General features: G+C 61.9%; 28 protein-coding genes. 21 read left to right on the plus strand and 7 right to left on the minus strand.

Features of this window, described 5'->3' with window-relative positions; all coding sequences use genetic code 11:
* Positions 1-85 precede the first annotated feature (85 nt).
* The gene (locus tag BMY52_RS03675; RefSeq protein ID WP_245740542.1) at positions 86-1192 is read left to right on the plus strand and encodes a cobalamin B12-binding domain-containing protein; all 1107 of its coding nucleotides are present in this window, start codon (positions 86-88) and stop codon (positions 1190-1192) included.
* Positions 1189-2145, plus strand: coding sequence for a GGDEF domain-containing protein (locus tag BMY52_RS03680; RefSeq protein ID WP_245740544.1), 957 nt, complete (start codon positions 1189-1191; stop codon positions 2143-2145). The genes BMY52_RS03675 and BMY52_RS03680 overlap by 4 nt, the downstream gene beginning before the upstream one ends.
* A gap of 44 nt (positions 2146-2189) precedes the next feature.
* On the opposite strand, the gene soxB is transcribed toward BMY52_RS03680, so the two are convergent.
* From soxB to BMY52_RS03705, 5 genes are all read right to left on the minus strand, one after another.
* Positions 2190-3962: a thiosulfohydrolase SoxB gene (gene soxB, locus BMY52_RS03685; RefSeq protein ID WP_090251043.1), complete on the minus strand. Its 1773-nt coding sequence runs from the start codon at positions 3960-3962 to the stop codon at positions 2190-2192.
* Between the two features lie 212 nt (positions 3963-4174).
* The gene (gene soxZ, locus BMY52_RS03690; RefSeq protein ID WP_090251046.1) at positions 4175-4483 is read right to left on the minus strand and encodes a thiosulfate oxidation carrier complex protein SoxZ; all 309 of its coding nucleotides are present in this window, start codon (positions 4481-4483) and stop codon (positions 4175-4177) included.
* A gap of 45 nt (positions 4484-4528) precedes the next feature.
* A complete protein-coding gene (gene soxY, locus BMY52_RS03695) occupies positions 4529-4993 on the minus strand; it encodes a thiosulfate oxidation carrier protein SoxY (protein WP_090251049.1) in 465 nt (154 codons plus the stop codon).
* Between the two features lie 146 nt (positions 4994-5139).
* Entirely contained in the window at positions 5140-6684 is a 1545-nt protein-coding gene (locus tag BMY52_RS03700) for a M48 family metalloprotease (protein ID WP_177169826.1), read from the minus strand.
* Positions 6627-6941 (minus strand): hypothetical protein, encoded by a 315-nt coding sequence (locus BMY52_RS03705; RefSeq protein ID WP_090251052.1) that lies wholly within the window; start codon positions 6939-6941, stop codon positions 6627-6629. Before BMY52_RS03705 ends, BMY52_RS03700 begins: the two co-directional genes overlap by 58 nt.
* A gap of 376 nt (positions 6942-7317) precedes the next feature.
* On the opposite strand from BMY52_RS03705, the gene BMY52_RS03710 reads away from it, so the two are divergent.
* The 17 genes from BMY52_RS03710 (at position 7318) to BMY52_RS03790 (ending at position 21161) form a co-directional block, all read left to right on the plus strand.
* Positions 7318-7548: a sulfurtransferase TusA family protein gene (locus BMY52_RS03710; protein ID WP_025282116.1), complete on the plus strand. Its 231-nt coding sequence runs from the start codon at positions 7318-7320 to the stop codon at positions 7546-7548.
* Positions 7549-7658: 110 nt separating this feature from the next.
* Positions 7659-8126, plus strand: a complete 468-nt coding sequence (dsrE2, locus tag BMY52_RS03715; protein ID WP_090251054.1) for a sulfur carrier protein DsrE2 — start codon at positions 7659-7661, stop codon at positions 8124-8126.
* Positions 8127-8253: 127 nt separating this feature from the next.
* Positions 8254-8919 (plus strand): 4Fe-4S dicluster domain-containing protein, encoded by a 666-nt coding sequence (locus tag BMY52_RS03720; RefSeq protein WP_090251194.1) that lies wholly within the window; start codon positions 8254-8256, stop codon positions 8917-8919.
* 53 nt (positions 8920-8972) lie between these two features.
* A complete protein-coding gene (locus BMY52_RS03725) occupies positions 8973-10379 on the plus strand; it encodes a heterodisulfide reductase-related iron-sulfur binding cluster (RefSeq protein WP_090251056.1) in 1407 nt (468 codons plus the stop codon).
* Between the two features lie 6 nt (positions 10380-10385).
* Positions 10386-11435, plus strand: a complete 1050-nt coding sequence (locus BMY52_RS03730; RefSeq protein ID WP_090251058.1) for a CoB--CoM heterodisulfide reductase iron-sulfur subunit A family protein — start codon at positions 10386-10388, stop codon at positions 11433-11435.
* Between the two features lie 7 nt (positions 11436-11442).
* Entirely contained in the window at positions 11443-12243 is an 801-nt protein-coding gene (locus BMY52_RS03735; RefSeq protein ID WP_090251060.1) for a hypothetical protein, read from the plus strand.
* A 44-nt stretch (positions 12244-12287) separates the two neighbouring features.
* Positions 12288-13004, plus strand: a complete 717-nt coding sequence (locus BMY52_RS03740) for a 4Fe-4S dicluster domain-containing protein (RefSeq protein ID WP_090251063.1) — start codon at positions 12288-12290, stop codon at positions 13002-13004.
* Positions 12997-13908, plus strand: coding sequence for a CoB--CoM heterodisulfide reductase iron-sulfur subunit B family protein (locus BMY52_RS03745; RefSeq protein ID WP_090251065.1), 912 nt, complete (start codon positions 12997-12999; stop codon positions 13906-13908). Before BMY52_RS03740 ends, BMY52_RS03745 begins: the two co-directional genes overlap by 8 nt.
* 5 nt (positions 13909-13913) lie before the next feature.
* Entirely contained in the window at positions 13914-14354 is a 441-nt protein-coding gene (locus tag BMY52_RS03750) for a biotin/lipoyl attachment domain-containing protein (RefSeq protein ID WP_090251068.1), read from the plus strand.
* Between the two features lie 11 nt (positions 14355-14365).
* Positions 14366-14767: a DsrE family protein gene (locus tag BMY52_RS03755; RefSeq protein WP_090251070.1), complete on the plus strand. Its 402-nt coding sequence runs from the start codon at positions 14366-14368 to the stop codon at positions 14765-14767.
* Positions 14768-15164: 397 nt separating this feature from the next.
* Positions 15165-15602: a glycine cleavage system protein GcvH gene (gene gcvH / locus BMY52_RS03760; protein ID WP_090251072.1), complete on the plus strand. Its 438-nt coding sequence runs from the start codon at positions 15165-15167 to the stop codon at positions 15600-15602.
* A 131-nt stretch (positions 15603-15733) separates the two neighbouring features.
* Positions 15734-16924 carry a radical SAM protein gene (locus tag BMY52_RS03765; protein ID WP_090251075.1) on the plus strand — a complete coding sequence of 397 codons (1191 nt, stop codon included), beginning with the start codon at positions 15734-15736 and terminating at the stop codon, positions 16922-16924.
* Between the two features lie 37 nt (positions 16925-16961).
* Positions 16962-18074 (plus strand): lipoate--protein ligase family protein, encoded by a 1113-nt coding sequence (locus tag BMY52_RS03770; RefSeq protein ID WP_177169827.1) that lies wholly within the window; start codon positions 16962-16964, stop codon positions 18072-18074.
* Positions 18061-19134 (plus strand): geranylgeranyl reductase family protein, encoded by a 1074-nt coding sequence (locus BMY52_RS03775; protein WP_090251080.1) that lies wholly within the window; start codon positions 18061-18063, stop codon positions 19132-19134. The genes BMY52_RS03770 and BMY52_RS03775 overlap by 14 nt, the downstream gene beginning before the upstream one ends.
* A 61-nt stretch (positions 19135-19195) precedes the next feature.
* The gene (locus BMY52_RS03780) at positions 19196-20347 is read left to right on the plus strand and encodes a radical SAM protein (RefSeq protein ID WP_090251082.1); all 1152 of its coding nucleotides are present in this window, start codon (positions 19196-19198) and stop codon (positions 20345-20347) included.
* A 22-nt stretch (positions 20348-20369) separates the two neighbouring features.
* A complete protein-coding gene (locus BMY52_RS03785; protein ID WP_090251085.1) occupies positions 20370-20738 on the plus strand; it encodes a hypothetical protein in 369 nt (122 codons plus the stop codon).
* 6 nt (positions 20739-20744) lie between these two features.
* Positions 20745-21161: a hypothetical protein gene (locus tag BMY52_RS03790; protein ID WP_090251089.1), complete on the plus strand. Its 417-nt coding sequence runs from the start codon at positions 20745-20747 to the stop codon at positions 21159-21161.
* Positions 21162-21166: 5 nt separating this feature from the next.
* Here BMY52_RS03790 and BMY52_RS03795 read toward each other — a convergent pair whose 3' ends face one another.
* Positions 21167-21484 (minus strand): hypothetical protein, encoded by a 318-nt coding sequence (locus BMY52_RS03795; protein ID WP_090251092.1) that lies wholly within the window; start codon positions 21482-21484, stop codon positions 21167-21169.
* 80 nt (positions 21485-21564) lie between these two features.
* Between BMY52_RS03795 and BMY52_RS03800 the strand changes: the two genes are divergently transcribed.
* Positions 21565-22731 (plus strand): aldo/keto reductase, encoded by a 1167-nt coding sequence (locus BMY52_RS03800; RefSeq protein WP_090251095.1) that lies wholly within the window; start codon positions 21565-21567, stop codon positions 22729-22731.
* A 265-nt stretch (positions 22732-22996) separates the two neighbouring features.
* Here the strand turns inward: BMY52_RS03800 and BMY52_RS03805 are convergent, their stop codons facing one another.
* Positions 22997-24382, minus strand: a complete 1386-nt coding sequence (locus tag BMY52_RS03805) for an integron integrase (RefSeq protein WP_090251099.1) — start codon at positions 24380-24382, stop codon at positions 22997-22999.
* 164 nt (positions 24383-24546) lie between these two features.
* On the opposite strand from BMY52_RS03805, the gene BMY52_RS03810 reads away from it, so the two are divergent.
* Complete coding sequence (locus BMY52_RS03810; RefSeq protein ID WP_090251101.1) at positions 24547-25413, plus strand: hypothetical protein; 867 nt, start codon at positions 24547-24549, stop codon at positions 25411-25413.
* Positions 25414-25532: the final 119 nt, after the last annotated feature.

A 25532-nucleotide genomic window follows, 5' to 3' on the forward strand; every position in this document is an offset into this window, starting at 1 on the left:
CTCACCCGGGCGTGATTCGCAACAATGCGTTATCCCTTCACAATGATGTAATCTGAGTGTCCTGCTACCTCAGTGCTGGTCCATCGTGTCATCCAAGTCAAATGCAACGCATCCTCCTCTGCCGGTGCCCGGAGCCGCGGCCGCATGCTTTCGTGCGCATCGTGGCGAACTGGTCAATGCGGTGGCCCAGCGCATGGATCACCATCCCCGAATCCAGGCATTGCTGGGGGGGAACCGATTGCGGCTGATGGATACCACCCGGCGTCATCATGCGGCCTTCATGGCTGAAGCCATGGAGGGGGACGATGTCGCATTGGTTGAGCGTACGCTGGCCTGGGTATACGCGACCTATCACAACCAGGGCGTGTCCTTCGATTTTTTCCTGTCCGAGTGGCAAACCTGGCAGCAGGTGATTGCCGAGATTCTGCCTGCAGGGGAGGCGGGAGCCATTCAGCCTGTCTACCAGTGGATGGTGGAACATCATGATGATCTCATCGAGGCCGCGCGCCATTACAAGGCTCGGCGGGTGTCGGTGCGGCCCTGCTGGGAGGAAGACTACCAATACATCGTCGACCAGCTCATTCAGGGAAATACGGTTGGCGTGATCGATCGTTGCCATGGCCTGTTACTGGATGGCATGTCCTACGAGTCCCTTCTCCAAAACCTGTTCTATCCGGCCATGGTGGATGTGGGGGCCCGCTGGGAAGCCGGTCAACTGTCGGTGACCCTGGAGCATCAGACCACGGCCATGGTCTACCGTGTGCTGGCCGCCCTGTATTACGACCAGCCGTTCCCGGAGACCGACCGGGGTCGTGGTCTGGTCTCTCCCGTGTCCAATGAATTCCATGAGATGGGCTCCTGGATGCTGGCCGTGAGCCTGGAACTGGATGGGTGGGATATCACCTTGCTCACCGCTGATACGCCTCCCGAGACCCTGGTGGCTACGGTTCTGGAGGAGCGCCCCCGGTTCGTGGCCTTATCGGTCACGCTGGTGGGTAATGTGGCCGAGGCGCGGGCGACCGTGGCCAGCCTGCGTGAGGCCCTGGGAGCGGATGACACCACTCCCATCGTTGTAGGGGGGCAGGCCTTTCGGGAGGCGCCTCAGCTGGCACAATCGGTCAATGCCGATCTCTACCTCGAGAGCGCCATGGCCGCGGTGGACTGGGCTCGAGGATTGGGTGATCCCCCTTGAGACCGGATCTCCGCGATACCCCTCCAGGGCCTGACCTGGCCCGGGCCCTGTATGACTATGTTGTGGACTCGGGGCGTTTCATGGTCCTGGAGGTGAGTCAGGATGCCCGGATCATCTCGGCCAATGGCGCCTTTCGCTCTCGCTATGCGGGGTTCGCGGATGTGCGTGGCGAGCCACTGTCGCGTTTTTTCGCTGACGAGGATGACAGCCCTCTGGACATTGAGCCCGGCCAGGCCCATGAGAAGACGGTGGCGCGGGTCCTGCGGGCCACGGCGGAGGGGGAGCCTTGTCTGTTTCATGCCTATCCCCTGGATGGGCACACCCTGTTGATCGGCGAGGTAGCCGACGCCAGCGATCATGAAGTGGTGGCCCGCATGGGTAACCTCACCCTGGATATGTCCCGTTTGGTGCGTGACCTGAGGCGGGCAAACCGGGATCTGGCCCGGGCCAATCAACTGAACGAAGAACTGGCCCGCACCGACGGCCTCACACGCCTGGCCAACCGGCGTCATTTCCTGGAGCGGCTGGAAGCGGGAGTGGCCCAGGCTCGGAGTCGGCAGCATCGTTTGTCGATCCTGATGATCGACCTGGATCATTTCAAAAATGTGAACGATACCTTTGGTCACGCGGCGGGGGATCGTGTCCTTGTGGCCTTTGCTGATCTGCTGCGCGCTCTGGTTCGGGTGTCGGATTTGCCGGGGCGTCTGGGTGGGGAGGAATTTGGCCTGTATATGCTCGATACGTCGCTGGATGTGGCCATGACAGTGGGCGAGCGCGTGCGGGCGCGCACCCGGGAGTTGCGGCCCCTGGAGGAAAATTACCTGCCGAGTACCAGCATCGGTGCCGCCGAGTGGCGAGAGGGGGAGGATATGGATGCGCTGATGCAGCGGGCAGATGCGGCCATGTACAAGGCGAAGGCGGGGGGACGTAACCGGGTGGTGGCGGATGGGTAGGGGCGGGAGCCTTCCTCTCCCCAGTGGGGAGAGGGGCTTGATATTCAAACTGAAGACACCCCGGGATTCCCTTCAACCCCTCGCAGCTTCGGCTCATTCAGTTCGCTGATGGACACCGTTTCGTGGTCCCGTAGATAGTCAGCCACCACATCCCAGATCTTGCGACCGGTGTTGCCCGCGGGCTGTTCCTGCACGCTGGCCCAGCCAGCCACCACGTAACTCTCGTTGGGGGCAATGGGCTTGCCGTTCAGTTCCATATCACCGATGCGCTCGCCAATGGAACGGGTGGGATCGATGCTGTATTGCAGTCCGCCCACGCGCACCATATCGCCGCCCTGCTGGTAGAACGGGTCCTTGTTGTAGAGATTGTCGGCCACATCCTCCAGGATCTCCTTGATCATGGCGCCGCTCATCTCATTGCGGGTGACGGCCGGATAGGTGAGGCCGGTCTGGTCCATGACGTGTTCGAAGGTGATGGGCATGCCAGGCAGCACCGTGGTGCCCCAGCGGAAGCCCGGTGAGAAGGCGATCTGGGCATCCACCTGCTCCATCAGGGCATCGCAGATGAGTTGATCGAAGGTGCCATTGAAATTCCCGCGTCGGTAGAGCAGGTCCTCGCTGACCGCCAATTCCTCGGAGAGCGCGTCCTTCATGTTGAAGGTCTGGCCATCGTAGGTGACCTCCTGGTCGCGTACCTGTTCGATATAACGGGCCATGTCCGGATCCGGCTCGATCAGATTGGCGAACACCGGCAGCAGACGGTACTGGTAATCGCGGATGCGCCCATCGCGGAAGTCCAGGTCCAGCACTCCCAGGAACTTGCCGTTGGAACCGCCATTGGTGACCAGGCAGGTACCCCCTTCCGGTCCCTTGATCTCCAGGGGAGCGGGGACCGCATCGTGGGTGTGGCCACCCATGATGGCGTCGATGCCATCTACTACCTGGGCCAGCTTGATGTCCACATCCATGCCATTATGGGACAGCAGGATGACCACCTCGGCCCCGTCGGCGCGAGCGTTATTCACCGTGTCCTGCATCTCTCCATGGCGAATGCCAAAGGACCACTCGGCCACCATATGCCGTGGGTTGGCGATGGGGGTGTAGGGGAAGGACTGGCCGATGACGGCCACGTTCACGCCATTCATCTCGCGGATTGTGTAGGGCTTGAAGATGCGGTCGCCCCAGTCCACGTCCACCACATTTTGGGCCAGGAATTCAATGTGGCCAGCAAAGTCGTTTTCCACGATCTCACGTACGCGGTCGGCACCGAAGGTGAATTCCCAGTGGCCGGTCATGATGTCCACTCCCAGTTTGAGCTGGGCATCCACCATGTCCTGGGCATGGGTCCACAGGCCGGTGCCTGAGCCGCCTCCCCAGGTGTCCCCGCCGTCCAGCAACAGCGCACCGGGGCGCTGGTCGCGGACCTTCTTGACCAGCGTGGCCAGATGGGCAAAGCCCCCCACGCGACCGTAGTGCTCCGCCAGTTTCACGTAGTCCAGGTAGGTGTAGGCGTGGGAGAGCAGGCCAGGGTGGTCAATCCCATAGCGTTCCAGCAGGGCCTTGCCGACCAGGTGCGGTGGCCGGCCCTTCATCTCGGCCACCCCCAGGTTGATGTGGGGCTCGCGGAAATAGACGGGCAGCAATTGGCCGTGGCAATCGGTGAAGTGCAGGATCGAAACATTTCCCCTGGCGGGTAGCTCATAAGGGTCGCTGGGATTCTTGCCGGCGGCTCCGAGCCGGGCGCTGGCGGGCAATGAAAAACCAGCCGCACCGGCGGCGGCCAGGACCTGCAGGAATTCTCGGCGGGACAGATTCATCTAGCTTCCTCCAGACATCATGCGCCGTGGGTCCGGCGTCTTTCCCGTACAAAGAAAAGCCCGGCAGAACCGGGCTTGCTCAAATGGCAGGTATGATTGGTTTTTGTTCCTGCCGTGATCCGCCATCCCTGTGGATGGGCGAATCGCTCCTCTTGGTGGTCGTTCCGTGAGTGATCAGCCTGTTCTACTGGGGCTGCGATACCCAGCCCATCTCATCTGATCTGCACTTGGGTGCTGTCTGAATCCCCGTTGTTATCCACCCAGGAGAGTTCCAGGGTGTCACCGGAGGAGGCCCCCTCGAACTGGAAGGACAAATAGGGATTGCGGGAGATGGATGGACCCCAGTTGGCGGTGAGGATCTCACGATCCCGCACTTTTGCTTTGACCTCGGTAATGTAATGGGCTGGTATGGTATTGCCGCCGCTGTCGGTTCTTTGACCTGTTTCCATGGGGTGGCTGATCAGGGCGCGGACATTGGTCACACCGTCACTGAGTTGGGCGCGTACACGAATGCTGGACATGGTGAGTTCTCCTGGTTGGGGCCTGGGGATGTGCGGGCTGGCAAATCAGCCGCCGCAACCACCGATGGTGACCTTGACTTCCCGCGAGCTGCTGTAGAGCTGGCCGTTGGCCTTGAGCACGGCAACAATATCGGAGCTGTCGCCCATCTTGATGCGTGTTGCCACATAGGCCTTGGTCCCTTCACCCAGCTTGTAGCTGGAGGTCAGCGGGTTGTTGTTAGCGGCTGCCAGGATGGCAATGTCCGTCACGCCGGTGAGGCTGGATTCCACGGTAATGGGCACCACGGCTCCGTTTTCCGCCAGTTCCGGGGCGCTGATAGTGATATCCCCCGAGTCGTGGCTGTCCGAGCCCATGACCGATTTGAGGGCGTCACTGACCGACCCGGCCTCGAAACCCTCGCGGGCGCTAGCCAATACGGTGCTGGGGGTGAGCAGGCCGGCGCCTACGGCGACCCCGACGGTGCCCGCTGCCAGGGTGCCCTTGAGAAACACTCGACGCTTGCTGTTCATGTGGTCTCCTCCGGTTACTTCAATGCGGGGCCGTCTCAGGCCCGTTGATAGATCACAATCCACAGCCTACCTAACTAAATCTTTTTTACAAGTGTTTTTTGGTTATATATGTCAAGTCGAATATAAGGTCATGCCGAAGCGGGTGATCAGTCTTCTGTGAAGCGGATGGCGATGTCCCGTTTACTCCGGATCCGGGCCTCCAGGTGCGGAGTGAGGTCCGGCGCCGTCAGGGCCCGATCCAGTTGCCTGACTGCCTCCCGGTACTGTCCATGATGGAAGTAGTATTCCGCCATGCTCTCGTGGCTGATCGCTTGCCGGTTGGCGCGGGTGGCGGCGTCGGCTCGCAGACGCAGCAGTTCCGGAGGGGGATGATCCGCCTCGAGCAACCGGTCGAGCACCTGGATGGCCTGGTCGTGGTGGCCGGCGTCCAGCAAGGCCTTGGCGTAGGTCTGGGCCACCGGCAGGTAACCGGGATAGATGTCGTGCAGGCGCTCCAGGATGTGAAGCGCTTCGGCATGGTCCGGATTCCGGCCCTCCATGTGGATTTCCGCACGCCCAAGTTCCACGTACAAGGCCAGGCTCTCATTGTCGGCGGTGTCGATCCGGTCCAGGGTGGCCAGGGCCTGGTTCCTCTGCCCCCGTTCGTTTCGGGCCAGGGCATAGCCATAGAGTTGTTCAGGCGAGGGGGCTTCGCTGTCCGTTCGTCGCTCATGCAGATCCATCATCCGTGCGGGGTCCTTTAGCGCCTGGATGCGGGTGCGGATCAGCCGGAATTCCTGGGAGTCGCTGCGGTACTCCCCCTCATACTGGTTGGCTCGGACGCGACTGTCGCTGATGCGGCTGCTGGTGACCGGGTGGGTGCGCAGATATTCAGGGACCGCCTCGGCCAGTCCGCCACTGAGTTGCATCAGTCGCTCGAAAAAGGTGGGCATGGCCTGTGGGTCGAAATCAGTGGCTGCCAGAATGGAGATGCCAATGCGGTCGGCCTCCTGCTCGTTGGCGCGGGTGAAATTGATGCGCGCCTGCGCGCTACCCGCCATGCCGCCCACGATGGCCGCCTGGCCCAACTCCGGTACATAGGCACTGGCGATGATGCCCGCCAGGATGGCCAGGCCCGCGGCCAGGTCGATGCGGGTGCTGCCAGCGTAGGCGCGTGCGATATGTCGCTGGGTGACATGGGCAATTTCGTGGGCCAGCACGGCCGCCAGTTCGGCCTCGTTGCGGGTGGCCTCGATCAGGCCGGTGTTGACCCCGACGATCCCCCCAGGCATGGCAAAGGCGTTGATGCCATCGTCTTCCACCACCAGAAAGGTGAAGTTGGGGTGCCCATCCGGGGCGCTGGAGACCAGACGCTGACCCACGGCCTCCACATATCCCAGCAGTTGCGGGTCCTCGCTCAAGGGCAGATTGCGGCGCACCTCCCGCAGCAGCGAGCGACCCAGTTGCTGCTCCTGGGAGGGGGACAGCATGGCCGAAGAGGGGTCTCCGATCTCCGGCAGGGAGACCTGGGCCGGTGCATGCACGGGCCACAGCAGGGTCAGACAGAGCAGGGCGGTGATCAGTCGCGCCCACAGGCGGGAAGCGGGTGCGACCCGCTCCCGGCGCGACGGGGTGGCCCCGCGCGTGGTGTTGCCTACTTGCCCAGTCCCGGGGACGACGAATAGGCGGCCATGGAACTTCGGTTTTCCCATAGTTTCGGCTTTAACATGGCTTCGGGCAGCATGAAGCGTTTCTTGTCGGAGACCGGCACCGTGCGCACCACCCGGGTCACATCCTTATAAGGGATCTTGAACAGCAGGCCGGACTGAGCCCCACCGTCGGTGCGGCGGGCGATCATGTCCTGGTCGAACAACTGGTGGACATACAGGTTGGCGGGTCGGAGTCGGCCATGGGTGTCACGCAGGGTGACGGCATACTGGGTGTCAACGGCAAAGGCTTTCTTGTCCATGGTCTGGGGGTCCTCGGCTGATGTGGCGGGGATGGTCCCGGCCCGTTGAACACTACCACGCCTCAGACATCGACGTGGCTCCTTGGTTCAGGAGCGCAATCCCCGGCGGAATTTTCGGAACATCATAATTATATGTTGTCTTAGTATATGCTAATACGGTAACGTGTGTCGCAATTGAGTTGTCGCAAATCAACTCAGGCCGGCCAGCTATAAGTATGATGCTTCAGGGGATAAAAAATCCTTAAGACGCCAAAGCCCCGGAGCCTTGAGCATTCATGCGATGATCTGGCGGCGAAGGCTTTTATACATCACATCAGGGACGTTATCCGCGGTTGCGCCGAAGCCGCTCGTCCCGCGCAAGAGGAGTGATTGAACCATGGCTGATTTCGACCAGGAACTGGATGCCTCCGGACTGAACTGCCCGCTGCCCATTCTGCGCGCCAAGAAGGCCCTGGCCTCCCTGTCCAGCGGTCAGGTGCTGCACATCATCGCCACCGACCCAGGCGCGGTGAAGGACTTCGAGGCCTTCGCCAAGCAGACCGGCAACGAGTTGATGGAGCATAAGGAAGAAGGTGGCAAGTTCTACTTCCTGATGCGCAAGTCCTGACAGGGTTTGCATGGCCGTCGCCCCGCGACGGCCATCTCGCTTGAGAGCCCTTCTTCAAAGGGCCAATGACCTGGCTGTTCAAGCAGGCAATTTTAAGGAGGATGTTGCACATGTCGGAAAAGAAACTCGCCATCATCGCCACCAAGGGGACCCTGGACTGGGCCTACCCCCCGTTCATCCTGGCCTCGACAGCCGCGGCCCTGGGCTACCAGGTACAGGTGTTCTTCACCTTCTACGGCCTCCAGTTGCTGAAGAAAAAGCCCGATCTACAAGTCACCTCGCTGGGCAACCCGGGCATGCCCATGCCCATGCCGATGCCCGTGCTGCTGCAGGCCCTGCCCGGGATGCAGGGCATGATGACCTCGATGATGAAGAAGAAGATGAAGTCCAAGGGCGTGGCCAGTGTGGAAGAGCTGCGGGAGATGTGCCTGGAGGCGGAGGTGAAGATGGTGGCCTGCCAGATGACCGTGGATCTGTTCGACATGTCCCGGGACGACTTCATCGATGGCATCGATTACGGCGGTGCCGCCACCTTCTTCGAGTTCGCGGGTGACTCGGACATCTGCCTGTATGTGTAACGGCTAGCGAAGTCCGGGAAATGGTCTAGACTTCCTGAACGACTTAAAAGTTGACAGTTTTACTAGGGCATAGATCGATAACGCCCCGCGATATGCAACGAGGTATCCCATGGCAACCTATGCGGAAATGCAGCAGATCTACGATGACATTCGTGGGGACTTCCGTTACGACCACGAACTCAATGGCTGTCTCAACTGCGGTATCTGTACCGCCACCTGCCCTTCGGCCCAGTTCTACGATTACAGCCCCCGGGAGATCGTGCAGCTGCTCTGGACCGAAAACGTGGAGCAGATCTACGACGCCATGCAGGAAAAGATCTGGGCCTGTGCCCAGTGCATGACCTGCGCGGCCCGCTGTCCGTTCAAGAATTCTCCCGGTGGCCTGGTGGCCATCATGCGGGAGGTGGCCATTCAGCACGAGATGCAGTCCGCCAAGGATGTGCTGAGGCCCTTCGGGCGGGTGATGCTCAAGCTGATCACCACCGGCAATCAGCTCTCCCCGGATATGATCCAGCCCGACCATTTCCCCGATTGGGGTCCGAATATTCAAAAGGTGGACGGGGACCTGCGCATCCTGCGCAAGGCCATCCCCATGCAGACCCTGCAGACCACCGATACTGCCTGGGAAGTCTCCCTGAAAACATCCGTAGAGATGTACACCATCTGGGAGATGACCGGGGTGCTCAAGTCGCTTGAGCTGATGGATGAAAACCTGTTCGACGTGATCGAGGATTTCATCGACGAGAAAAGGGAGGAATACGACGAGTGGCTCGAAGAACAGGAAGAAGATTGAGTCCACCTTCGCCTTGCACCACCACATGCCGAGCGTAGAGGAGTGGCACACCCATGACAGCTAAAGACCAGACCCCCGGTGGGCACAACGCCACCGCAGAAGGCACCGGCGCCGGTGCCATGAAACCCGGTTTCCATAATACCGATGGCCAGGGCGTCGCCGGCCACGGATCCTTTTTCCAGCAATCCCAGCTCTCCCGCGAGGAGGCCGTCACGGCCACCGACTGGGTGCGCAAGCACGTGGACCGGCGCACCATCGACCTGGGCGACCGCATGGATGATGTGCGCGAACACATGTACGAGCTGGAGAAGGAAGGCAAGATCCTGATCCACCGCATCGAAGACCAGCACGAGCCCAAGATGGTCAAGACCCTGTTTGGCTGGGACAAGAAGATCCCCACCAAACAGTTGTGGCATCACAAGTCTTGTGGCCAGTGCGGCAACATCCCCGGCTATCCCACCTCATTGTTGTGGTTCATGAACGAGTTCGGCTTCGTGCCGGGCAAGGACTACCTGGACGAGACCGACCAGACCTCCTGCACCGCCTGGAACTACCACGGTTCGGGCATCGGCAATGTGGAGTCCCTGGCGGCGGTGTTCCTGCGCAATTTCCATCAGGCCTACGTATCGGGCCAGGCCCATGGCCACGAGGCCGGGCATTTCTACCCGCTGGTGCACTGCGGCACCTCCTTTGGCAATTACAAGGAGATCCGCAAGTACCTGGTGGAATCACCGGAGTTGCGCGAGAAGGTCACCAAGATCCTGGACAAGCTGGGGCGCCTGGTGGACGGCAAGCTGGTCATCCCCGAGGAGATCATCCACTACTCCGAGTGGGTGCACGTGATGCGCAACCGCATCGCCTCGGAACTGCAGAAGATCGATGTCTCCCACATCCGCACCACCGCCCATGTGGCCTGCCACTACTACAAGATGATCCACGAGGATGCGGTCTACGATCCCGAGGTCCTGGGCGGTAACCGCACCGCCATCATCACCTCCATGGCCCAGGCCCTGGGTGCCCAGGTGATCGACTACTCCACCTGGTACGACTGCTGCGGCTTCGGGTTCCGGCACATCATCTCGGAGCGCGAGTTCACCCGCTCGTTCACCATGAACCGCAAGATCCGCGTGGCCCGTGAAGAGGCCAATGCCGATGTCATGCTGGCCAACGACACCGGCTGCGTCACCACCATGGACAAGAACCAGTGGATCGGCAAGGCCCACGAGCAGGACTTCCAGATCCCCATCATGGCCGAGGTGCAGTTCGCCGCCCTGGCCTGCGGCGCCGATCCGCTGAAGATCGTGCAGCTGCAGTGGCATGCCTCGCCCTGCGAGGAGTTGGTGGAAAAGATGGGCATCTCCTGGTCCGAAGCCAAGAAGAACTTCCATGCCTACCTCAAGGAGGTGGAGCAGGGGAACATCGAATATCTCTACAAACCCGAACTGGCTTATGGGGGGTAAGGCATCATGCAGGATACAGTACTGATCGTCGGGTCGGGGCCATCTGGCCTGTCGGCTGCCGCGCAGGTGGCCGGCGCCGGCTACAAGGTGGTGATGGTGGAAAAGGAGGAGACGCTGGGCGGTGCCCCCATCCTCTCCGGTTATGCCAAGCTGGTGCCCTCCGGCGAGTGGGCCAAGGATGCCATCGGTCGCATGGTGAAACGGGTGGAGGACGACAAGGCCGTCACCATCCACAAGGGGACGCGCGTCACCCAACTGGAGGGTGAGCCGGGCAACTTCACCGCCAAGCTGAGCAACAACAAGCAGATCAAGGCCGGTGCCGTGGTCTTGGCCACAGGCTTCACCCACTTTGATTCCGTCAACAAACCGGAGTGGGGCTTTGGCACCTACCCGGATGTGCTCACCAGCACCCAGATGGAGCAGATGGTGGCGTCCGGCAAGATTGCCTGTCCCTCGGATGGACGCGTGCCCGAGCGGGTGGCCATCCTGCTGTGCGTGGGTTCCCGGGATCGGCAGATCGGGCGCGAGTGGTGTTCCAAGATCTGCTGCACGGTCTCGGCCAACCTGGCCATCGAGATCAAGGAAATGTCCCCCGAGACCGACGTGTTCATTTACTACATGGACATCCGTACTTTCGGACTCTACGAGGACCGCTTCTACTGGAAATCCCAGGAGGAGTTCAAGACCAAGTTCGTCAAGGCCCGTATCGCCGAGGTGACCGCCTCGGGGGATGGCCGCCTGCTGGTGAAGGGGGAGGACACTCTGGTCAAGCGACCCATCGTCATTCCCTTCGATATGGTGGTGCACGCCATCGGCATGGATCCCAACCAGGACAATCCGGAGATCTCCAAGGTCTTCGGGGTAGAGCTGGAGAAACATGGTTTCCTGCAAAAGGGTGAGCAATACACCAACACCTGCGGCACCTCCCGGCCTGGCGTCTATTCCTGCGGCGCGGCCTATGGACCCGAGACCATCGACGATTCCATCGCCCAGGGGGCGGCGGCTGGCGGCCGTGCCGTGATGGATCTGGCGGCTCTGGTCCGCAAGGCGGGTTGAGGCGGCCATGGACAAGCCCATCCGGCCCGCCTCGCTGAAGGTCCGTCTGGAGCCGCGTATTGCCGCCAGCAAGCTGGAGCAACTGCTGGAGGACATGAAGGAGCGCGGTGGTGTGGAGACCTATCTGGAGGCCCTGCGCAGCAAGCATCAGGTCTTCACTGCCGCCTTGCCGGAGCAGCGTCCGGATGCCCTGCGAACCGAGATCTCCGGGGTCTTGCTGGAATGCGTCTTCCCGGCACGGCGCAAGCTCATCGGTCCCATGCAGACCCTCTCCCCGGAGGCCTTTTCCGAGGCCATCCTGGGGCTGGTGTATGGGCGGGGTGATCTGCTGAGCCGGATGCGCGCCTTTTGTGAGCGCATCCCCACCCAGACCCGCAAGGAATCGGGGGCGGCCTGGGATCTGGCGGCGGAACTGCTGCATTTCCGTCACCCGGAGACCATCCCGTTGATGACCCGCTGGGTGTGGGATACGCAGACCATGAGTGGTGCGGTACGCGAGTTCGTGGCCGGCAATGAAGGCATGAATGTCCTGCCTCTGGACGTGACGCCCGAGCATCAGGAAGCGGTGCGCAGCTGGTTTGTGGAGCACCTCACCGCCAGCGGCTTCTATCGGGATCTGCCCTTTGTCACCGATCTCATCCTGGCGCGGGCCTATTCGGATTACGTGCGATCCATCTCCGGCGGTCTGGGCATCCTGCAGGGCGAATTTGGGGCCAAGCAGGACCCGATGGAGCTGGTGGTCAAACTGTTGGGTATCGATGCCCGACGCGGCGAGCGTCACGCCGCCGCGTCGCGTACATGGCATTAGCCGGCCCGTATCGAACCCGGTCAAAGCGAGTTTCGGAGAACAGCATGGCGATACACGAGAAATCCCTCATCGAGCCCGAGCGCCTGCTCCACCACGATGAACTGGTGGTGGATGGAGTGGACGTGTCCGGGCACTGGAACACGATGATCACGCCGCGAACCCTCACCGATTACGATGATGATTTCGAGGCGAAGATCCAGGCCATCCCCGGTGGCGAGAATGTGCATCGCTGCTGGCAATGCGGCTCGTGCACCAACTCCTGCACCATGTACGCCCAGAACGTGCAGTTCAATCCCCGCTACTGGATCTATGCGGTGCGCCTGGGGCTCAAGGAAGAGATCATCAAGGACAAGGACATCGTCTGGCAGTGCGTGTCCTGCAACAAGTGCACGAACATCTGTCCCAAGGACGTGAAGCCCGAAGGGGTGATGAAGGCCCTGGCCCACTGGATGGAAGAGGAGGGCATCACCGACAAGACACCCTCCACCATCTTCGACGAGGAATTCACCGAGCAGATCTATCACCGGGGTCGCATCGAGGACAGCCACGTGCTCATGGGCTTCTACCAGAAGACCGGCCAGTCCATGTTCCAGAACTGGTTGCGGGTGTTCGGCCTGCGCCTGGCCCGACACCTGCCGGTGCACCTGGGGCTCAAATTCGGTCGTAACCTGCTCATGAAGCCCCGCACCAAGTCCTGGGGCCGCACCGGTGAAGTGCTCCAGCAATACGTCCGTGAACAGAAGGAGGCCGCCCATGGCTAAGGTTGCATACTACCCCGGTTGCGCGCTGGAAGGCTCCGGCGGCCCCTATGACAAGTCCACCCGGGTGTTGGTGAACTCCCTGGGCCTGGAGATGGAAAACCTGCGGGACTACAACTGTTGCGGCGCCATGGAGGTGAAGAACGTCCACCCCATGCTGCAGACCTACCTCTCGGCCCGTAACCTGGCCATCGCCACCGAGCAGATGGGCCTGGATACGGTCATGGCCCCCTGCAATGGCTGTTATCACAACCTCAAGAAGGCCGAGTTCGAAACGGCCACCTCCGAAGAGGTGATGCAGACCATCCAGGACCTGGCCCGCAAGTCCGATGACCCCGTCTACACCGGCGACGTGCGCACCCTGCACCTGCTGGAGTGGCTGATGGAGGAACTGGGCCCCGAGGGCATCAAGCAGAAATTCACCAAGAGCCTCAACGGCATCAAGATCGCCAACTACTACGGCTGCATGTACACCCGGCCCCGGCAGATCTTCCCGGAGAAGGACCAGGGCCCGGGCTCCGAGTCCAGCTACAAGCCCCATTTCATGGACGACCTGCTGGCGGCCGCCGGCGGCGTGAACGTGGACTACCCTCTGAAGACCGCCTGCTGCGGCGGTGCCCATACCCTGTCGGATTCCGACACCTCCACCCAGCTGGTGCTCAACCTGCTGCAGGCGGCGGAAGACTGTGGCGCCGAGGTGATCGCCACCGAATGCCCCACCTGTCATTCGGGGCTGGAGATGCACCAGGTGCGGGCCGAGACCGAATTCGGCATCAAGACCAACGTGAAAATCCTCTACTTCACCCAGCTGCTGGGGCTGGCCATGGGGCTCTCGCCACGCAAGCTGGGGATTCACGAAAACGTGAGCGACTCCATTGGTTTCCTCAAGGATCGGGGGGTATTCTGACCCGCATGGAATGCAATGGCTGCGAATTCAAACCGGAGCTGTATTACGACGCGGAGTACCAGATCTGGCTGCGTCTGGAAGAGGACGACACCCTCACCGTGGGCATGACCGACCTCTCCCAGGCGATTGCCGGTCACATCCTCCATGTGCGTGTGCGTCGTCCCGGCACACGGCGGCCACCGGGTAAACCGGTGGCCACCATCGAGAGCGGGAAATGGGCCGGTCCCATCCCCAATTTCATGGATTGCACCATCATCGAGGCCAACGAGGCGGTCATGGAACAGCCCGATCTGCTCAACCAGGACCCCTACGGGGCCTGGGTGGCGCGGGTGGAAGTGGAGGGCGGCGGCGCCAGCGTGCTGCAGGATTACCTCACCGGAGATGCCGCCTACGAGGGCTACTGCGAACGGGCCCGGCGCGATGACATCCACTGTCATCGGGACTGACGGGGCACACGATGAACACACAGCCGGATTATCTGGACGGGGAAGAACAGACGGTGGTGCTGGTGATGACCAGCGGCCCCAGTACGCCGGCCCGCTGTGCCACCCCGTTCTATCTGGGGTCGGTGCTGGCCGCCATGGATGCGGATGTGCATCTGTTCTTCACCATGGAAGGGGTCAAGCTCATGCAAAAGGGTGTGGCCGAGGGCTTGCAAGCCATGGAGGGGGGCAAGTACCTGATCGATTTCATCCGGGATGCCAAGCGCGCCGGGGTGACACTGCACGTGTGTGACCCGGCGCTGCCGGGCTACGGCCTGGATCCGGCCACCGATCTCATCGACGAGGTGGATCATGTGGCCCGGGCCAGCGACTTGGGGGACCTCATGCTGAGAGGGGACAAGGTCCTGTCCTTCTAACGATCATGTATCACGGTGGTGAGTCACCCCAGATGATGAAAGATAGGCTACAAACCCCTCTCCCCCCGGGGGAGAGGGGTGAGGGGCGAGGGCCAGCACAGTGCCTACCTCGCCCCCTCATCCCCAGCCCTTCTCCCCCGAGGGGGAGAAGGGAGTTTGAAGCCCCTCTCCCCTCGGGGAGAGGGGTGAGGGGGAAGGACCGGCACAGTGCCTATCCCGCCCCCTCATCCCCAGCCCTTCTCCCCCGCGGGGGAGAAGGGGGTGTTGTAGCTGACTTGATTCTTTCACGTTAGCGCGGGTGTGCCACGCGCCTTGATCCAGATCACCATGTGGTGTCCGGGGGACCCGGATACTGGTCAAGCAAACATCAATAACCTTATAAACATCAGGAGGAAGCATGAGCGACGTCAAAGGTTGTGACCTGCCGGAGGATCTGCTCTACAGCATCGAGAACAATGTCTGGGTCCGCCAGGAGTCCGATGGCACGGCCACCATCGGCCTAACCTCGTATGCCGGTTCCCTGGCCGGGCAGGTGGTGTCCTACACCCCCAAGAAGGTGGGCAAGGCCGTGAAGAAGGACAAGTCCTGCGCCACGGTGGAATCCGGCAAGTGGGTGGGCCCTGCCAAATCCCCCATCGGTGGCGAGGTGGCTGCAGTGAACGATGCCGTTTCCGCCAACCCCGGCCTGATCAATGATGATCCCTATGGTGAGGGCTGGCTGGTGAAGATCAAGCCAGATGACTGGGATGGCGATTCGGCCGCCCTGAAGACCGGCAGCGATGCCATTGATGCCTTCAAGGCCAAGATGGAAGCAGATGGCTTCAAGGGCTGCTGAAGCCCCCTGGCCCCCGGGGTGGGCTGACCGGTCCGCCCCGATATCCAGCCCCGATGGCTCCCCTCGCCAGGACGCCCCGAGGCTTTCCGTGACCCGGCATCTCCCCTAACAAGGACCTCAAAAGGAACCCCATGAGCCTCTTCAGCGACACCTCTCCGAGTCACTGGGAAGATCTCGTGCGCCACGTGGAACCCCTGGAGGATATCCCGCTGGATACGGATCTGGTGAGGACCCTCGAGGCAGAGAATGAACCCCGGTTCCGTGGCCGTGGTCACCCGGTGGACCTCTACACCCCCACCTTCAAGAGCTACCAGACCTCCGAGATCAGCAGCTGCGGCAAGAACGCTTGGCCGGCGGTGTCCATCACCGGGCCCGACTGCAAGCTGCGCTGTGATCACTGCAAGGCCAAGCTGCTGGAACCCATGACCCCGGCCCGCACCCCCGAGGCCCTGTGGCGCGTGGTGAACGACATCGTTGAACAGGGCGGGGAGGGCATGTTGCTCACCGGCGGCTCCAACCACCGCAACGAGGTGGAGTACGGCCCCTTCTACGACACCATCCGCCGCATCAAGGACGACTTCCCCGGCTTTCGCATCGCCCTGCACACCGCCCTGGTGGATGACGATGCCGCCCGTTGCATGGAACAGGCCGGTATCGATGCGGCCATGATGGATGTGATCGGCGCCCAGGAGACCATCACCCAGGTGTATCACCTCAAGCGAACGGTGGCGGATTTCGAGGCCACCCTGGAGGCCCTGGTGAACACCCGCATGAAGGTGGTGCCCCACATCGTCATGGGCCTGCACTATGGCCGGTTCCTGGGGGAATGGGAGGCCCTGAACATGATCCAGCGGCATCGCCCCGATGCGGTGGTGCTGGTGGTGGTCATGCCCTTCTACGCCCCCGACATCAAGCCCTTCGCTACGCCCCGGGCCGCGGATGTGGGGCACTTCTTCCGCGATGCCCGCCAGGCCCTGCCGGACCTGCCCTTGCTGCTGGGCTGTGCCCGTCCGGCGGGGCAGGTGAAGGGCGAGATGGATGCCTACGCCGTCATGGCCGGCATCGATGGCCTGGCCCATCCCGCTGATGGGGTGGTGGAGCTGGCGGCCCGCCTGGGGCGGCAGGTGCGGGTGATCCCCTCCTGCTGTTCCATGGCCGTGGGGGAGGAACTCATGGCCCTGGATGGCGGGCGTGAGGCCCTGGAGATCGATCTGGAGGCCATCGTGGCCGATGAGCGGGCACGACGGCGGCAACGGGGGATACCGGGCATGGGGCCCGGCGGCATCCCCGTGATCATGGAACATGTGGCCCCCGGGGCCTGAATGCTGGTTGGATCTGAATGTTGGTTGGAGAGGCATGATGCGTGATGAACACACCCTGCGGGTCCTGGATACGGGCCTGCGCCGGGCCGCCGAGAACCTGGCCCTGAACCGCTCCCTGCTGGAGTGCCACCAGGAGGGGCATTCCCCCCATACCCTGCGCTTCTTGCGGTTTGAGCCCTCGGCCCTGGTGGGTTTTCACCAGAACGTGGACCAGGAACTGCTCACCGAGGTCTGCCGCGCCGAGGGCATCGACATCCAGCGCCGCATCACCGGCGGCGGGGCCATCTATTTCGATCCCACCCAGATTGGCTGGGAACTCTACGTGGACAAGCGCTTCGTGGGCTCGGCGGATATGGAAAAGATCGCCGGACGCATCTGTCGCGCGGCGGCTCGGGGCATCAGCCGCCTGGGGGTGGATGCCCAGTTCCGTCCCCGCAACGACATCGAGGTGGACGGGCGCAAGGTGTCGGGCACCGGTGGGGCCTTCGACGGGGATTCCATCATGTACCAGGGCACCCTGCTCATCGACTTCGACGTGGAACGCATGCTGCGGGTGCTGCGCATCCCCGCCGAGAAACTCTCCAACAAGGCCATCGCCTCGGCCCGCGACCGGGTGGCCAACCTGAGCGAACTGCTGGGCGAGACGCCATCGCTTGAGGTGATCCAGCGCTCCCTGGCCGAGGCCTTTGCCGAGACCTTCAACGTGACCCTGGCCCCGGCCGAAGGCATGGATGCCGTGGAACAGGCCCGTTTCGAGCAGGCGCTCAAGGAGATCGACAGCGATGAATGGATCTACCAGCGCAACCGGCCGGCGGTGGACTCGCCCCTGCTGGAGGCGGTGCACCGGGCACCCGGCGGTCTCATGCGGGCCGGGCTGACCCTGGATCGGGAACGGGGGCGCATTGGCCAGGTCTGGATCACCGGCGACTTCTTCACCAACCCCCGGCGCATGCTGGTGGACCTGGAGGCCGCCCTGCGCGGTATCGCCGTGGCGGACCTGGAACGCACCCTCCACGACTTCTTCGACGACTACCCGGTGGAGATGCTCATGCTCACCCGGGATGACTTCATCCGCGTACTGCGTCTGGCCCTGGATTCCGACGACACCGCGCCCGCCAAGGGTGACCACCCCAGCCATGCGGTCGGTTGACGTCCTGGTGGTGGGCCTGGGTCCGGCCGGGGGGAGTGCCGCCCGGGTGGCCGCCAGTCAGCGCCTGTCGGTGCTGGGGATCGATCGGCGGGCGGTGATCGGTGAGCCCGTGCAATGCGCCGAGTTCATCCCCCTGCCCATGGGCAGCTATGCCCGGGACCCCAGCGTTTTCTCCCAGCCCATCGATCACATGACCACCCTGCTGCCCTCCGGCACCTGCCGGGAGTCGGATTTTCCGGGGATCATGATCAACCGGGCCGCCTTCGATCAGGCCATTGCCGACCGTGCAAGGGAGCAGGGGGCCACCCTCTGGACCGACACCACGCTGCTGGATGTGGACCCCAAGGCCCGCACGGCCCGGATCCGGCATGAGGGCCGCGAGCACAGCGTGGCCTTCCGTTCGCTGGTGGCGGCCGATGGCCCCCACTCCACGGTGGCCGCCCGACTGGGCTGGCCCGCCCTGCACACCGTGCAGACACGCCAGTACACCGTGCCCCTGAAACACGCCCGGAACGACACCGTCATCTGGCTCTCTCCCGATTATCCCGGCGGCTATGCCTGGCTGTTCCCCCGCGGGGAGCAGGCCAACCTGGGCCTGGGGATGGACAAGACCCTGGCACCGGACCTGAAGACCCCGCTGGATACCCTGCACCGGGACCTGGTGGAGGCCGGCTGGGTGGGCGAGGGCATCCTGCGCCGCACCGGTGGGGCCATCCCCGTGGGGGGGCTACGCCCGCAGGTGTGCCACGGCCCGGTGATCTTCGCCGGCGATGCGGCAGGCCTCACCCACCCCATCACCGGGGGCGGCATCGCCCCGGCGGTGGTCTCCGGTGAGCTGGCGGGGGAGGCGGCCGTGGCCTGGTTGCGCGGAGACGAGGATGCCCTGAAGGACTATCACGAAGACCTGCTCGACCGTTATGGCCCCAGCCTGGACCGGGCCGTGGCCCGGCGCCGCGAGCTGGCCCGGATCTGGGATCAACCCCAGGCCCATGAGGACGCCGTGCATCGACGCGGCTGGATTGCCTTTGGCGAATACTTCAACGACCCGGTCAGCCCCTGAGCGACACGGATCCGTGAGACACGCGTGCGGGCCTGGCACCGCACCAGAGGAGGAGACAACCATGAGCACACCGGAGAGCGTCGCCGCCGAGACGGTGAACTTCTATCGGCCCGATCCCTACATCAAGACCCCGGACATGCGCTCGCCTGACTATGTGCAGATGTCCACGGCCGCGGCCATCACCCTGGGGCTGGTGCGAGGCTGGATGCACCGCACCGACTGCACCCACTGCCTGAACCTGCTGGTCACCTATCCCGAGGGCTGTCGCGCCAACTGCAGCTACTGCGGCCTGGCCCGTCACCGGGAGGAATCCCAGGACTATGCGGACCGCAACTTCATCCGCGTGGACTGGCCCACCGCCCGTTACGAGGACGTGATCCAGCGGGTGCGGGACGGGGCGGATCGTGGTCGCTTCGAGCGCATGTGCATCTCCATGATCACCCACCCGGATTCCGACGCCGACACCCTGGCCCTGCTCAAGCGCTGGGTGGAGGCCGTGCCCGACATCCCCGCCTCCATCCTCTCCAACCCCACCTCCATGTCCCGGGATGATCTGGTCCAGCTCAAGGAGGCCGGGGCCCAGATCTTCACCGTGGCCCTGGACGCGGCCACACCACAGATCTTCGAGCGCACCCGCGGCGCCACGGTGGACAGCCCACACCGCTGGGACAAGTACTGGCAGACCCTGGAGTGGGCCGCCGAGATCTATGGTCCCAAGCGCTTCGGGGTGCACCTGATCTGCGGCATGGGCGAGACGGAGCAGGAAATGCTGGAGGTGTGTCAGCGGGTGCGCGACCTGGGTGGGCACAATCATCTGTTCGCCTTCTTCCCCGAACAGGGCTCGCTGATGGAGGACTGGTCCCCGGTGCCCCGGGCCCAGTGGCGTCGGGTGCAACTGGCCCGTTACATCATCGACTATCGGGATGGCCGGGTGGAGGACATGCGCTTCAACGACGCCGGCGAGGTGGTGGAATACGGGCTGGAACCGGCGGAGCTGGAGGCCCTGATCAATGAAGGCACCCCCTTCAGGACCTCCGGCTGCCCGGGGCGCTCGGATCAGGACACCGTCTCGGCCTGCACCCGCCCCTATGGCGACTCCAGCCCCACCGACATCATGTCATTCCCGTTCGCCCTCAATGAGCGGGACGTGGCGGTGGTGCGTCGGCAGATGGCCGGGGAGTCCGTGGGCACCTTCGATCACGATGCGGACTGAAGCGCCGGCCCCGGGAGGCCCGATGAAGAAGATCGACATCACCAATGTCAGTGACCTGCGCAACCAGCTCAACCGCTACCGGCGGGGCAAGAAGTTCGACATCCACCAGTTCAACCAGGTGGCCCGTCTGGCCTGGCTGGGCAAGGTACTGATGCAGCCCCTGGACCCGGAGGACGAGACCTGCACGGCCTTCCTGGTTTATGTGGAGCACCCAGACGAGCTGGTGGCCCATTGTCTGAGCCCCGATGAAGACCTGGTGGGCCAGATGCACATCGTGGATGGTCAGCAGGCGCAGGCCCTGATCCAGATCCTCAAGCTGGGGGTGGAGGAGCGCGCCAAGCTCTACGATGACCTGTCCCGGTCCGATTTCTACTTCCGCTACTTCTCCTGAGGCGCCATGTCAGCCCAAGCCCCCTCCGACACGCCCCAGGTCCCCACCATCGAGGCCCGCATGGAGCGGCGCTTCATCGTCATGACCACCCGGGAGGGGTTTTTAAACGCCCTGGAGCCGGTGACGCCGGCGGGTTGGACCCGGGTGACGGTGACGGATCTGGACGATATCGGCCCCTGGAACGACATCCTGCTGCACCGCTTCATGCTCCTGGACCTGGATGATCCGGGGGCGTTTGATCCCCTGGATGTCATCCAGACCCTGCGCATGGAGTACCAGATCAACCTGCCGGTCTTCTGCCTGGGCGGGGGTGCGGACCTGCAAGGGGAGATGCGTCTGTCCCGGGCCGACCGGTTCTTCACCGAGGCCGAGTTGCTGGAGATGCTGCCCCGGTTCTTCGAACTCTACGGCTGGGGGCGCTGAAGGCCTCAGCCCACCCAGGCGTGTTCCGTGGTGTCGATGCGGATGTCCTGGCTGAAGGTTTCGCCGTTGCCCTCGATGCTGAGGGTGCCCACCCGGGTGCCGGCGGTGTCGTAATGAAAGCGGCAGTCAAAGGTGCCGGGCATCCGGACCTGCGTCTCGCACAGGGTCTTGCCCTCGGCCACAAAGCGGGCCTTGGCGCTACCGGTGCCGTTCAACACGGCCTGCAGACGGAACTCCTTGCCCACCGGGCGGCGATAGAACTCCGGGTCGCGATTGGCGTTGTATTGCAGGTTGTTCAGTTTGACCAGCTTGACCAGTGCCATCGGCTACCCCAGTGTCGTCTTGTTTAAGGTTATGTTTATATAACCACATATCCATGCCGCATCGATAGCCCGGGAACCTCGTGAGCGAAAAAAATCATCTCATCCCTGGCGCGGCCACCCGCGCCGCCACCCAGGCCTACGCCGAGGCGCATCAAAGCGCCGGCCGCGTGGCCGAGGGCCACTACAGCGACTTCCCCCGCGAACACCTGCAGCTCTCCAGCCTGGGCGTGGGCAGCTTTGGCGGCGAACCCAGCCCCGCCGTGGACGCCCGCATCAGCGCCATCGTGGCCCGCGCCCTGGGTGCCGGCATCAACGTGATCGACACCGGCGCCCACTATCGCTACGGCCGCTCCCTGGCCGCCGTGGGCGCCGGCGTGCGCACCGCCCTGGAGGCCGGCGTGCCCCGGGAGGCCATGTTCCTCATCTCCAAGGGCGGCTTTCTCACCCTGCGCGGCGGCCCGCCCAAGGACATGGCCCAGTGGTTCGAGCAGGAGATCACCGCCCAGGGCCTGGGCACCCGCGAGCAACTGGCCAAGGGCGCCCACCTGCTCACCCCCGAGTACCTGAACTACCAGCTGGAGCTGTCCCGCCACCTCATGGGGGTGGAGACCCTGGACGCCTTCCTGGTGGACCAACCCGAGGTCCACATCCCCGAGCGCGGCAAGGAGGCCACCCTGCAGCAACTGGAGCCCGTGTTCGAAATGCTCGAGCGCACCGTGCAGGAAGGCCGCCTCCGCCGCTACGGCATCTCCAGCTTCGAGAGCTTTCGGGTGGAGACCGACGCCCCCCTGTTCCTGTCCCTCACATCGCTCGTGGGCCTGGCCGAACGCGCCGCCCGCACCGTCACCGGCAACCCCCAGGCCCGGCACCACTTCAAGCTGGTAATGATGCCCTTCAACCAGGTGATGCTGGAGGGCTTCACCCGCTTCAACACCGCCACCGGCCAGGGCAACGTGGCCTCACCCATCCAGGCCGCGCATCAGCTCCAGCTTTACCTCATGGCCTCCCACACCCTCCTCAAAGGCCACCTGGGCAACCAGTCCGTGGATACGGTTGCCCGCGCCCTGGCCGACCTGCCCAACCCCGCCCAAAGGGCACTGCAGTTCAATCGATCGACGCCTGGGGTGGGGACAAGCCTGGTGGGGGTCAGCACGCCGGGGCATCTGGAGGATGTGTTGGCGGTGGCGGGGTTGGGGGTGATGGCGCGGGGGGGGTATTTGGGGATGTTTGAGAGGGTGGGGGAGTAGGGGGTTGGCGTACCTAAAGGGATTACGCTCTCAGGCTCTTCCTTCGTCCTACCAGGGGCGCACATCGTGGGGCACGCGCCGATACGCGCATTCCTGAAACCTGAAACGCGTCACAGAATCCGCTAATCTGTGACCCACGAACACCAAGCGTGCGTAGGACATGGAATACAGGGAGCCCGAGCAGCCTGAACGGTGCATAGCAGGAGAGTTTAGATTTCTGGGGAATACCCCGCTGGCCCTGCTGCATCGGGCATGGGGGGTGGTCTCAGGTATCCAGGGGGCTTCTCACGGCAAGGCCTCCACGGTTCAACACGTGGGTGTAAATCTGGGTGGTGGACACATCGCTGTGCCCCAGCAGTTCCTGAACGGTTCTGATGTCATAACCCTGCTCCAGCAAATGGGTCGCAAAACTGTGCCGCAAGGTGTGGCAACTGGCTTTCTTGTGAATGCCCGTCTTTCTAGCGGCTCCCTTGACGGACTTCTGCACAGCGGTTTCGTGCAGGTGGTGGCGCCGGGCTTTACCCGAACGCGGGTCTACCGAAAGACGACCGCTGGGAAACACAAACTGCCAGCGCCATTCGCGAGGCGCGTTGGGATACTTCCGCGCCAGCGCATCAGGCAGGAGCGTTTCCCCCAGTCCCTGCTCAACATCCCTGACGTGCAGTGCACGCACGGATTCCAGGTGCTCCGTCAGCGGGCCAACCAGCGATTCCGGCAAGGGCACGATTCGGTCCTTGTTCCCCTTGCCAGATCTCACCACGATCAATCCCCGGTCAAATTCCACGTCCTGTATGCGAAGCCGCAGGCATTCCATCAGTCTCATGCCGGTCCCGTAGAGCAGAGAGGCGACCAGGGAGGGAACCCCAGTCAGTTCGTCGAGCATGCGCCGCACTTCTTCCCTGGAGAGCACCGTGGGCAATCGCCTGGGGCGTTTGGCCCTGGAAAAGGGGCCAATATCGCCAAGGGGTTGTTCAAGTACCTTACTGAACAGGAAGGCCAGCGCGTTCAAGGCTTGCTTCTGAGTACTAATGGAGACATTGCGTGTGACCGCAAGATATTGGAGGAAATCAGCCACCTGCGCAGCTCCCAGACTGGAAGGCGCCTGTCCATCGCAATGGTGGATGAATCTGCAGATCCAGCCCATATAGGATTTTTCCGTCCTGATGGACATATTGCGAGTTCGCATCACCGCAATCAGCTTTTCGAAAACAGGCTGATGGGCAAGTATCAAGGGCGCAAAGCGTTTGTCACCCACATGCCGTGCAAACTCCGCCGGTGTGAGAGGCACATACTCCCGGGCCAAGGTCGCGTGCTGTGGTTCGAGCGCCTTGGCCGAAGCGCGCCAGTAGTCCCAGTCAAACGTTTCACTCCATTCCGTGTTTACCAACTTATACAGAATCTGTATAGCGTCGATGACCTGGAGGTACTGCCAAGGCTTCAGGTTAGGGGATTCGCCCACCTTGAGCAGATAGCCCGAGACGTCGTCAGGGGTGAGGGAGGCCAGTCGTCGGCGGGGGAAAGCACGGATGAACTGCTCCGCCCGAATCCGGTACCAGCGCACCGATTCCGGCTTGATTCCTTTTTGAATCAGATGTTTGCTAAAGCGGGACCAGAAAATGCGCTCTTTGTCCGTAAGAGGAGGGTTGGCCATGTCCTTGGCTCCAATCAGGGTCTGAAAAAACTGTTCCGGGATGATGCAATACTTTGGGGATGGGTGGCAAGCTCTGAAGAATTGCAGGCATGCTATACAGAATCCGTCTTTCCTGGGGAAGGCCGATTCTGTCGAATATACTGTTATATTTTAGGAAGTAATCGATGAAGTACGAACAACGGATAGTGGCCTTTATTGATATATTGGGTTTTAAAGCACTTCTGAATGAGACCACTGACAAAAAAGGGAATGATGATGAGAAGGCAATTGATGCAGTGGTCTCAGCCTATGAGGCAATTAGAGATATTTGGGATTTAGATAAAAAATCCGATTATCTCGACACAAAATCATCAGACACAAAGAAAGTTTCCATTTTTTCTGACTGCCTAGTTGTATCTTTCGAGATAAACCAGCCTAGTGAAGTGTTTTTCACTTTGTTAGAAATAAAATGGCTGATAATGAGACTTATCGCACGCAAGATATTGTGTAGAGGAGCGGTATCTCTTGGAAAATTTATCCACACTGACAATTACCTGTTTGGGCCAGCGTTAGTAGAGGCATATACGCTAGAATCAAAGGCTGCCATGTATCCGCGAGTCATTTTAGATCACACTGTGATTGAAGCTGGAGCTAAAAACAGAGGCCTTGATCATAGCTTTAGTCAAGAGCATGAGTATGTGCAGTCACTACTTGAGCTGGACTCCGATGGCATGTACTACATAGACTACTTTTTCAAAGCCCAATCAGAACTGGATGACCCTGAATATGATTTCCCCGAATATATAGAAAATTTGGCTGAAATAATTCGTAAAGGGCTTATGGGGTCAAGCCACCATAGTAAGGCTGACATAAGAGTTAAGTATTCTTGGATGAGAGAGCGCTATAACAAGATGGTTGATATTGTCACAAACAAGAGTGCCATCCAAAGACTTAAACAATCTGGAGAGTACGATCTTTCTGAATTTTATAGTCAACTGAAGAAGATCAGCCCAAACAAATATAACAAGGCATTGCAGCGGACGAGCCGCTGAATGCGGCGTTAATGGCCTTGGCCCTGTCAGTGGTATCGTTGGGTTAGAGTTTGATCGAATTTGAATCTATTTATGAAAAACTGGCAAACGTATCTTCGAAGAAAAATAATTTTTCGACC

The sequence above is a fragment of the Ectothiorhodospira marina genome (assembly GCF_900109495.1).
Lineage (GTDB): Bacteria > Pseudomonadota > Gammaproteobacteria > Ectothiorhodospirales > Ectothiorhodospiraceae > Ectothiorhodospira > Ectothiorhodospira marina.

Coding starts and splice junctions, on each gene's coding strand:
- soxB (WP_090251043.1), bottom strand. CDS start 3,962: ATGAATCTGTCCCGCCGAGAATTCCTGCAGGTCCTGGCCGCCGCCGGT.
- soxZ (WP_090251046.1), bottom strand. CDS start 4,483: ATGTCCAGCATTCGTGTACGCGCCCAACTCAGTGACGGTGTGACCAAT.
- soxY (WP_090251049.1), bottom strand. CDS start 4,993: ATGAACAGCAAGCGTCGAGTGTTTCTCAAGGGCACCCTGGCAGCGGGC.
- BMY52_RS03700 (WP_177169826.1), bottom strand. CDS start 6,684: ATGGGAAAACCGAAGTTCCATGGCCGCCTATTCGTCGTCCCCGGGACT.
- BMY52_RS03705 (WP_090251052.1), bottom strand. CDS start 6,941: ATGGACAAGAAAGCCTTTGCCGTTGACACCCAGTATGCCGTCACCCTG.
- BMY52_RS03710 (WP_025282116.1), top strand. CDS start 7,318: ATGGCTGATTTCGACCAGGAACTGGATGCCTCCGGACTGAACTGCCCG.
- dsrE2 (WP_090251054.1), top strand. CDS start 7,659: ATGTCGGAAAAGAAACTCGCCATCATCGCCACCAAGGGGACCCTGGAC.
- BMY52_RS03720 (WP_090251194.1), top strand. CDS start 8,254: ATGCAGCAGATCTACGATGACATTCGTGGGGACTTCCGTTACGACCAC.
- BMY52_RS03725 (WP_090251056.1), top strand. CDS start 8,973: ATGACAGCTAAAGACCAGACCCCCGGTGGGCACAACGCCACCGCAGAA.
- BMY52_RS03730 (WP_090251058.1), top strand. CDS start 10,386: ATGCAGGATACAGTACTGATCGTCGGGTCGGGGCCATCTGGCCTGTCG.
- BMY52_RS03735 (WP_090251060.1), top strand. CDS start 11,443: ATGGACAAGCCCATCCGGCCCGCCTCGCTGAAGGTCCGTCTGGAGCCG.
- BMY52_RS03740 (WP_090251063.1), top strand. CDS start 12,288: ATGGCGATACACGAGAAATCCCTCATCGAGCCCGAGCGCCTGCTCCAC.
- BMY52_RS03745 (WP_090251065.1), top strand. CDS start 12,997: ATGGCTAAGGTTGCATACTACCCCGGTTGCGCGCTGGAAGGCTCCGGC.
- BMY52_RS03750 (WP_090251068.1), top strand. CDS start 13,914: ATGGAATGCAATGGCTGCGAATTCAAACCGGAGCTGTATTACGACGCG.
- BMY52_RS03755 (WP_090251070.1), top strand. CDS start 14,366: ATGAACACACAGCCGGATTATCTGGACGGGGAAGAACAGACGGTGGTG.
- gcvH (WP_090251072.1), top strand. CDS start 15,165: ATGAGCGACGTCAAAGGTTGTGACCTGCCGGAGGATCTGCTCTACAGC.
- BMY52_RS03765 (WP_090251075.1), top strand. CDS start 15,734: ATGAGCCTCTTCAGCGACACCTCTCCGAGTCACTGGGAAGATCTCGTG.
- BMY52_RS03770 (WP_177169827.1), top strand. CDS start 16,962: ATGCGTGATGAACACACCCTGCGGGTCCTGGATACGGGCCTGCGCCGG.
- BMY52_RS03775 (WP_090251080.1), top strand. CDS start 18,061: ATGCGGTCGGTTGACGTCCTGGTGGTGGGCCTGGGTCCGGCCGGGGGG.
- BMY52_RS03780 (WP_090251082.1), top strand. CDS start 19,196: ATGAGCACACCGGAGAGCGTCGCCGCCGAGACGGTGAACTTCTATCGG.
- BMY52_RS03785 (WP_090251085.1), top strand. CDS start 20,370: ATGAAGAAGATCGACATCACCAATGTCAGTGACCTGCGCAACCAGCTC.
- BMY52_RS03790 (WP_090251089.1), top strand. CDS start 20,745: ATGTCAGCCCAAGCCCCCTCCGACACGCCCCAGGTCCCCACCATCGAG.
- BMY52_RS03795 (WP_090251092.1), bottom strand. CDS start 21,484: ATGGCACTGGTCAAGCTGGTCAAACTGAACAACCTGCAATACAACGCC.
- BMY52_RS03805 (WP_090251099.1), bottom strand. CDS start 24,382: ATGGCCAACCCTCCTCTTACGGACAAAGAGCGCATTTTCTGGTCCCGC.
- BMY52_RS03810 (WP_090251101.1), top strand. CDS start 24,547: ATGAAGTACGAACAACGGATAGTGGCCTTTATTGATATATTGGGTTTT.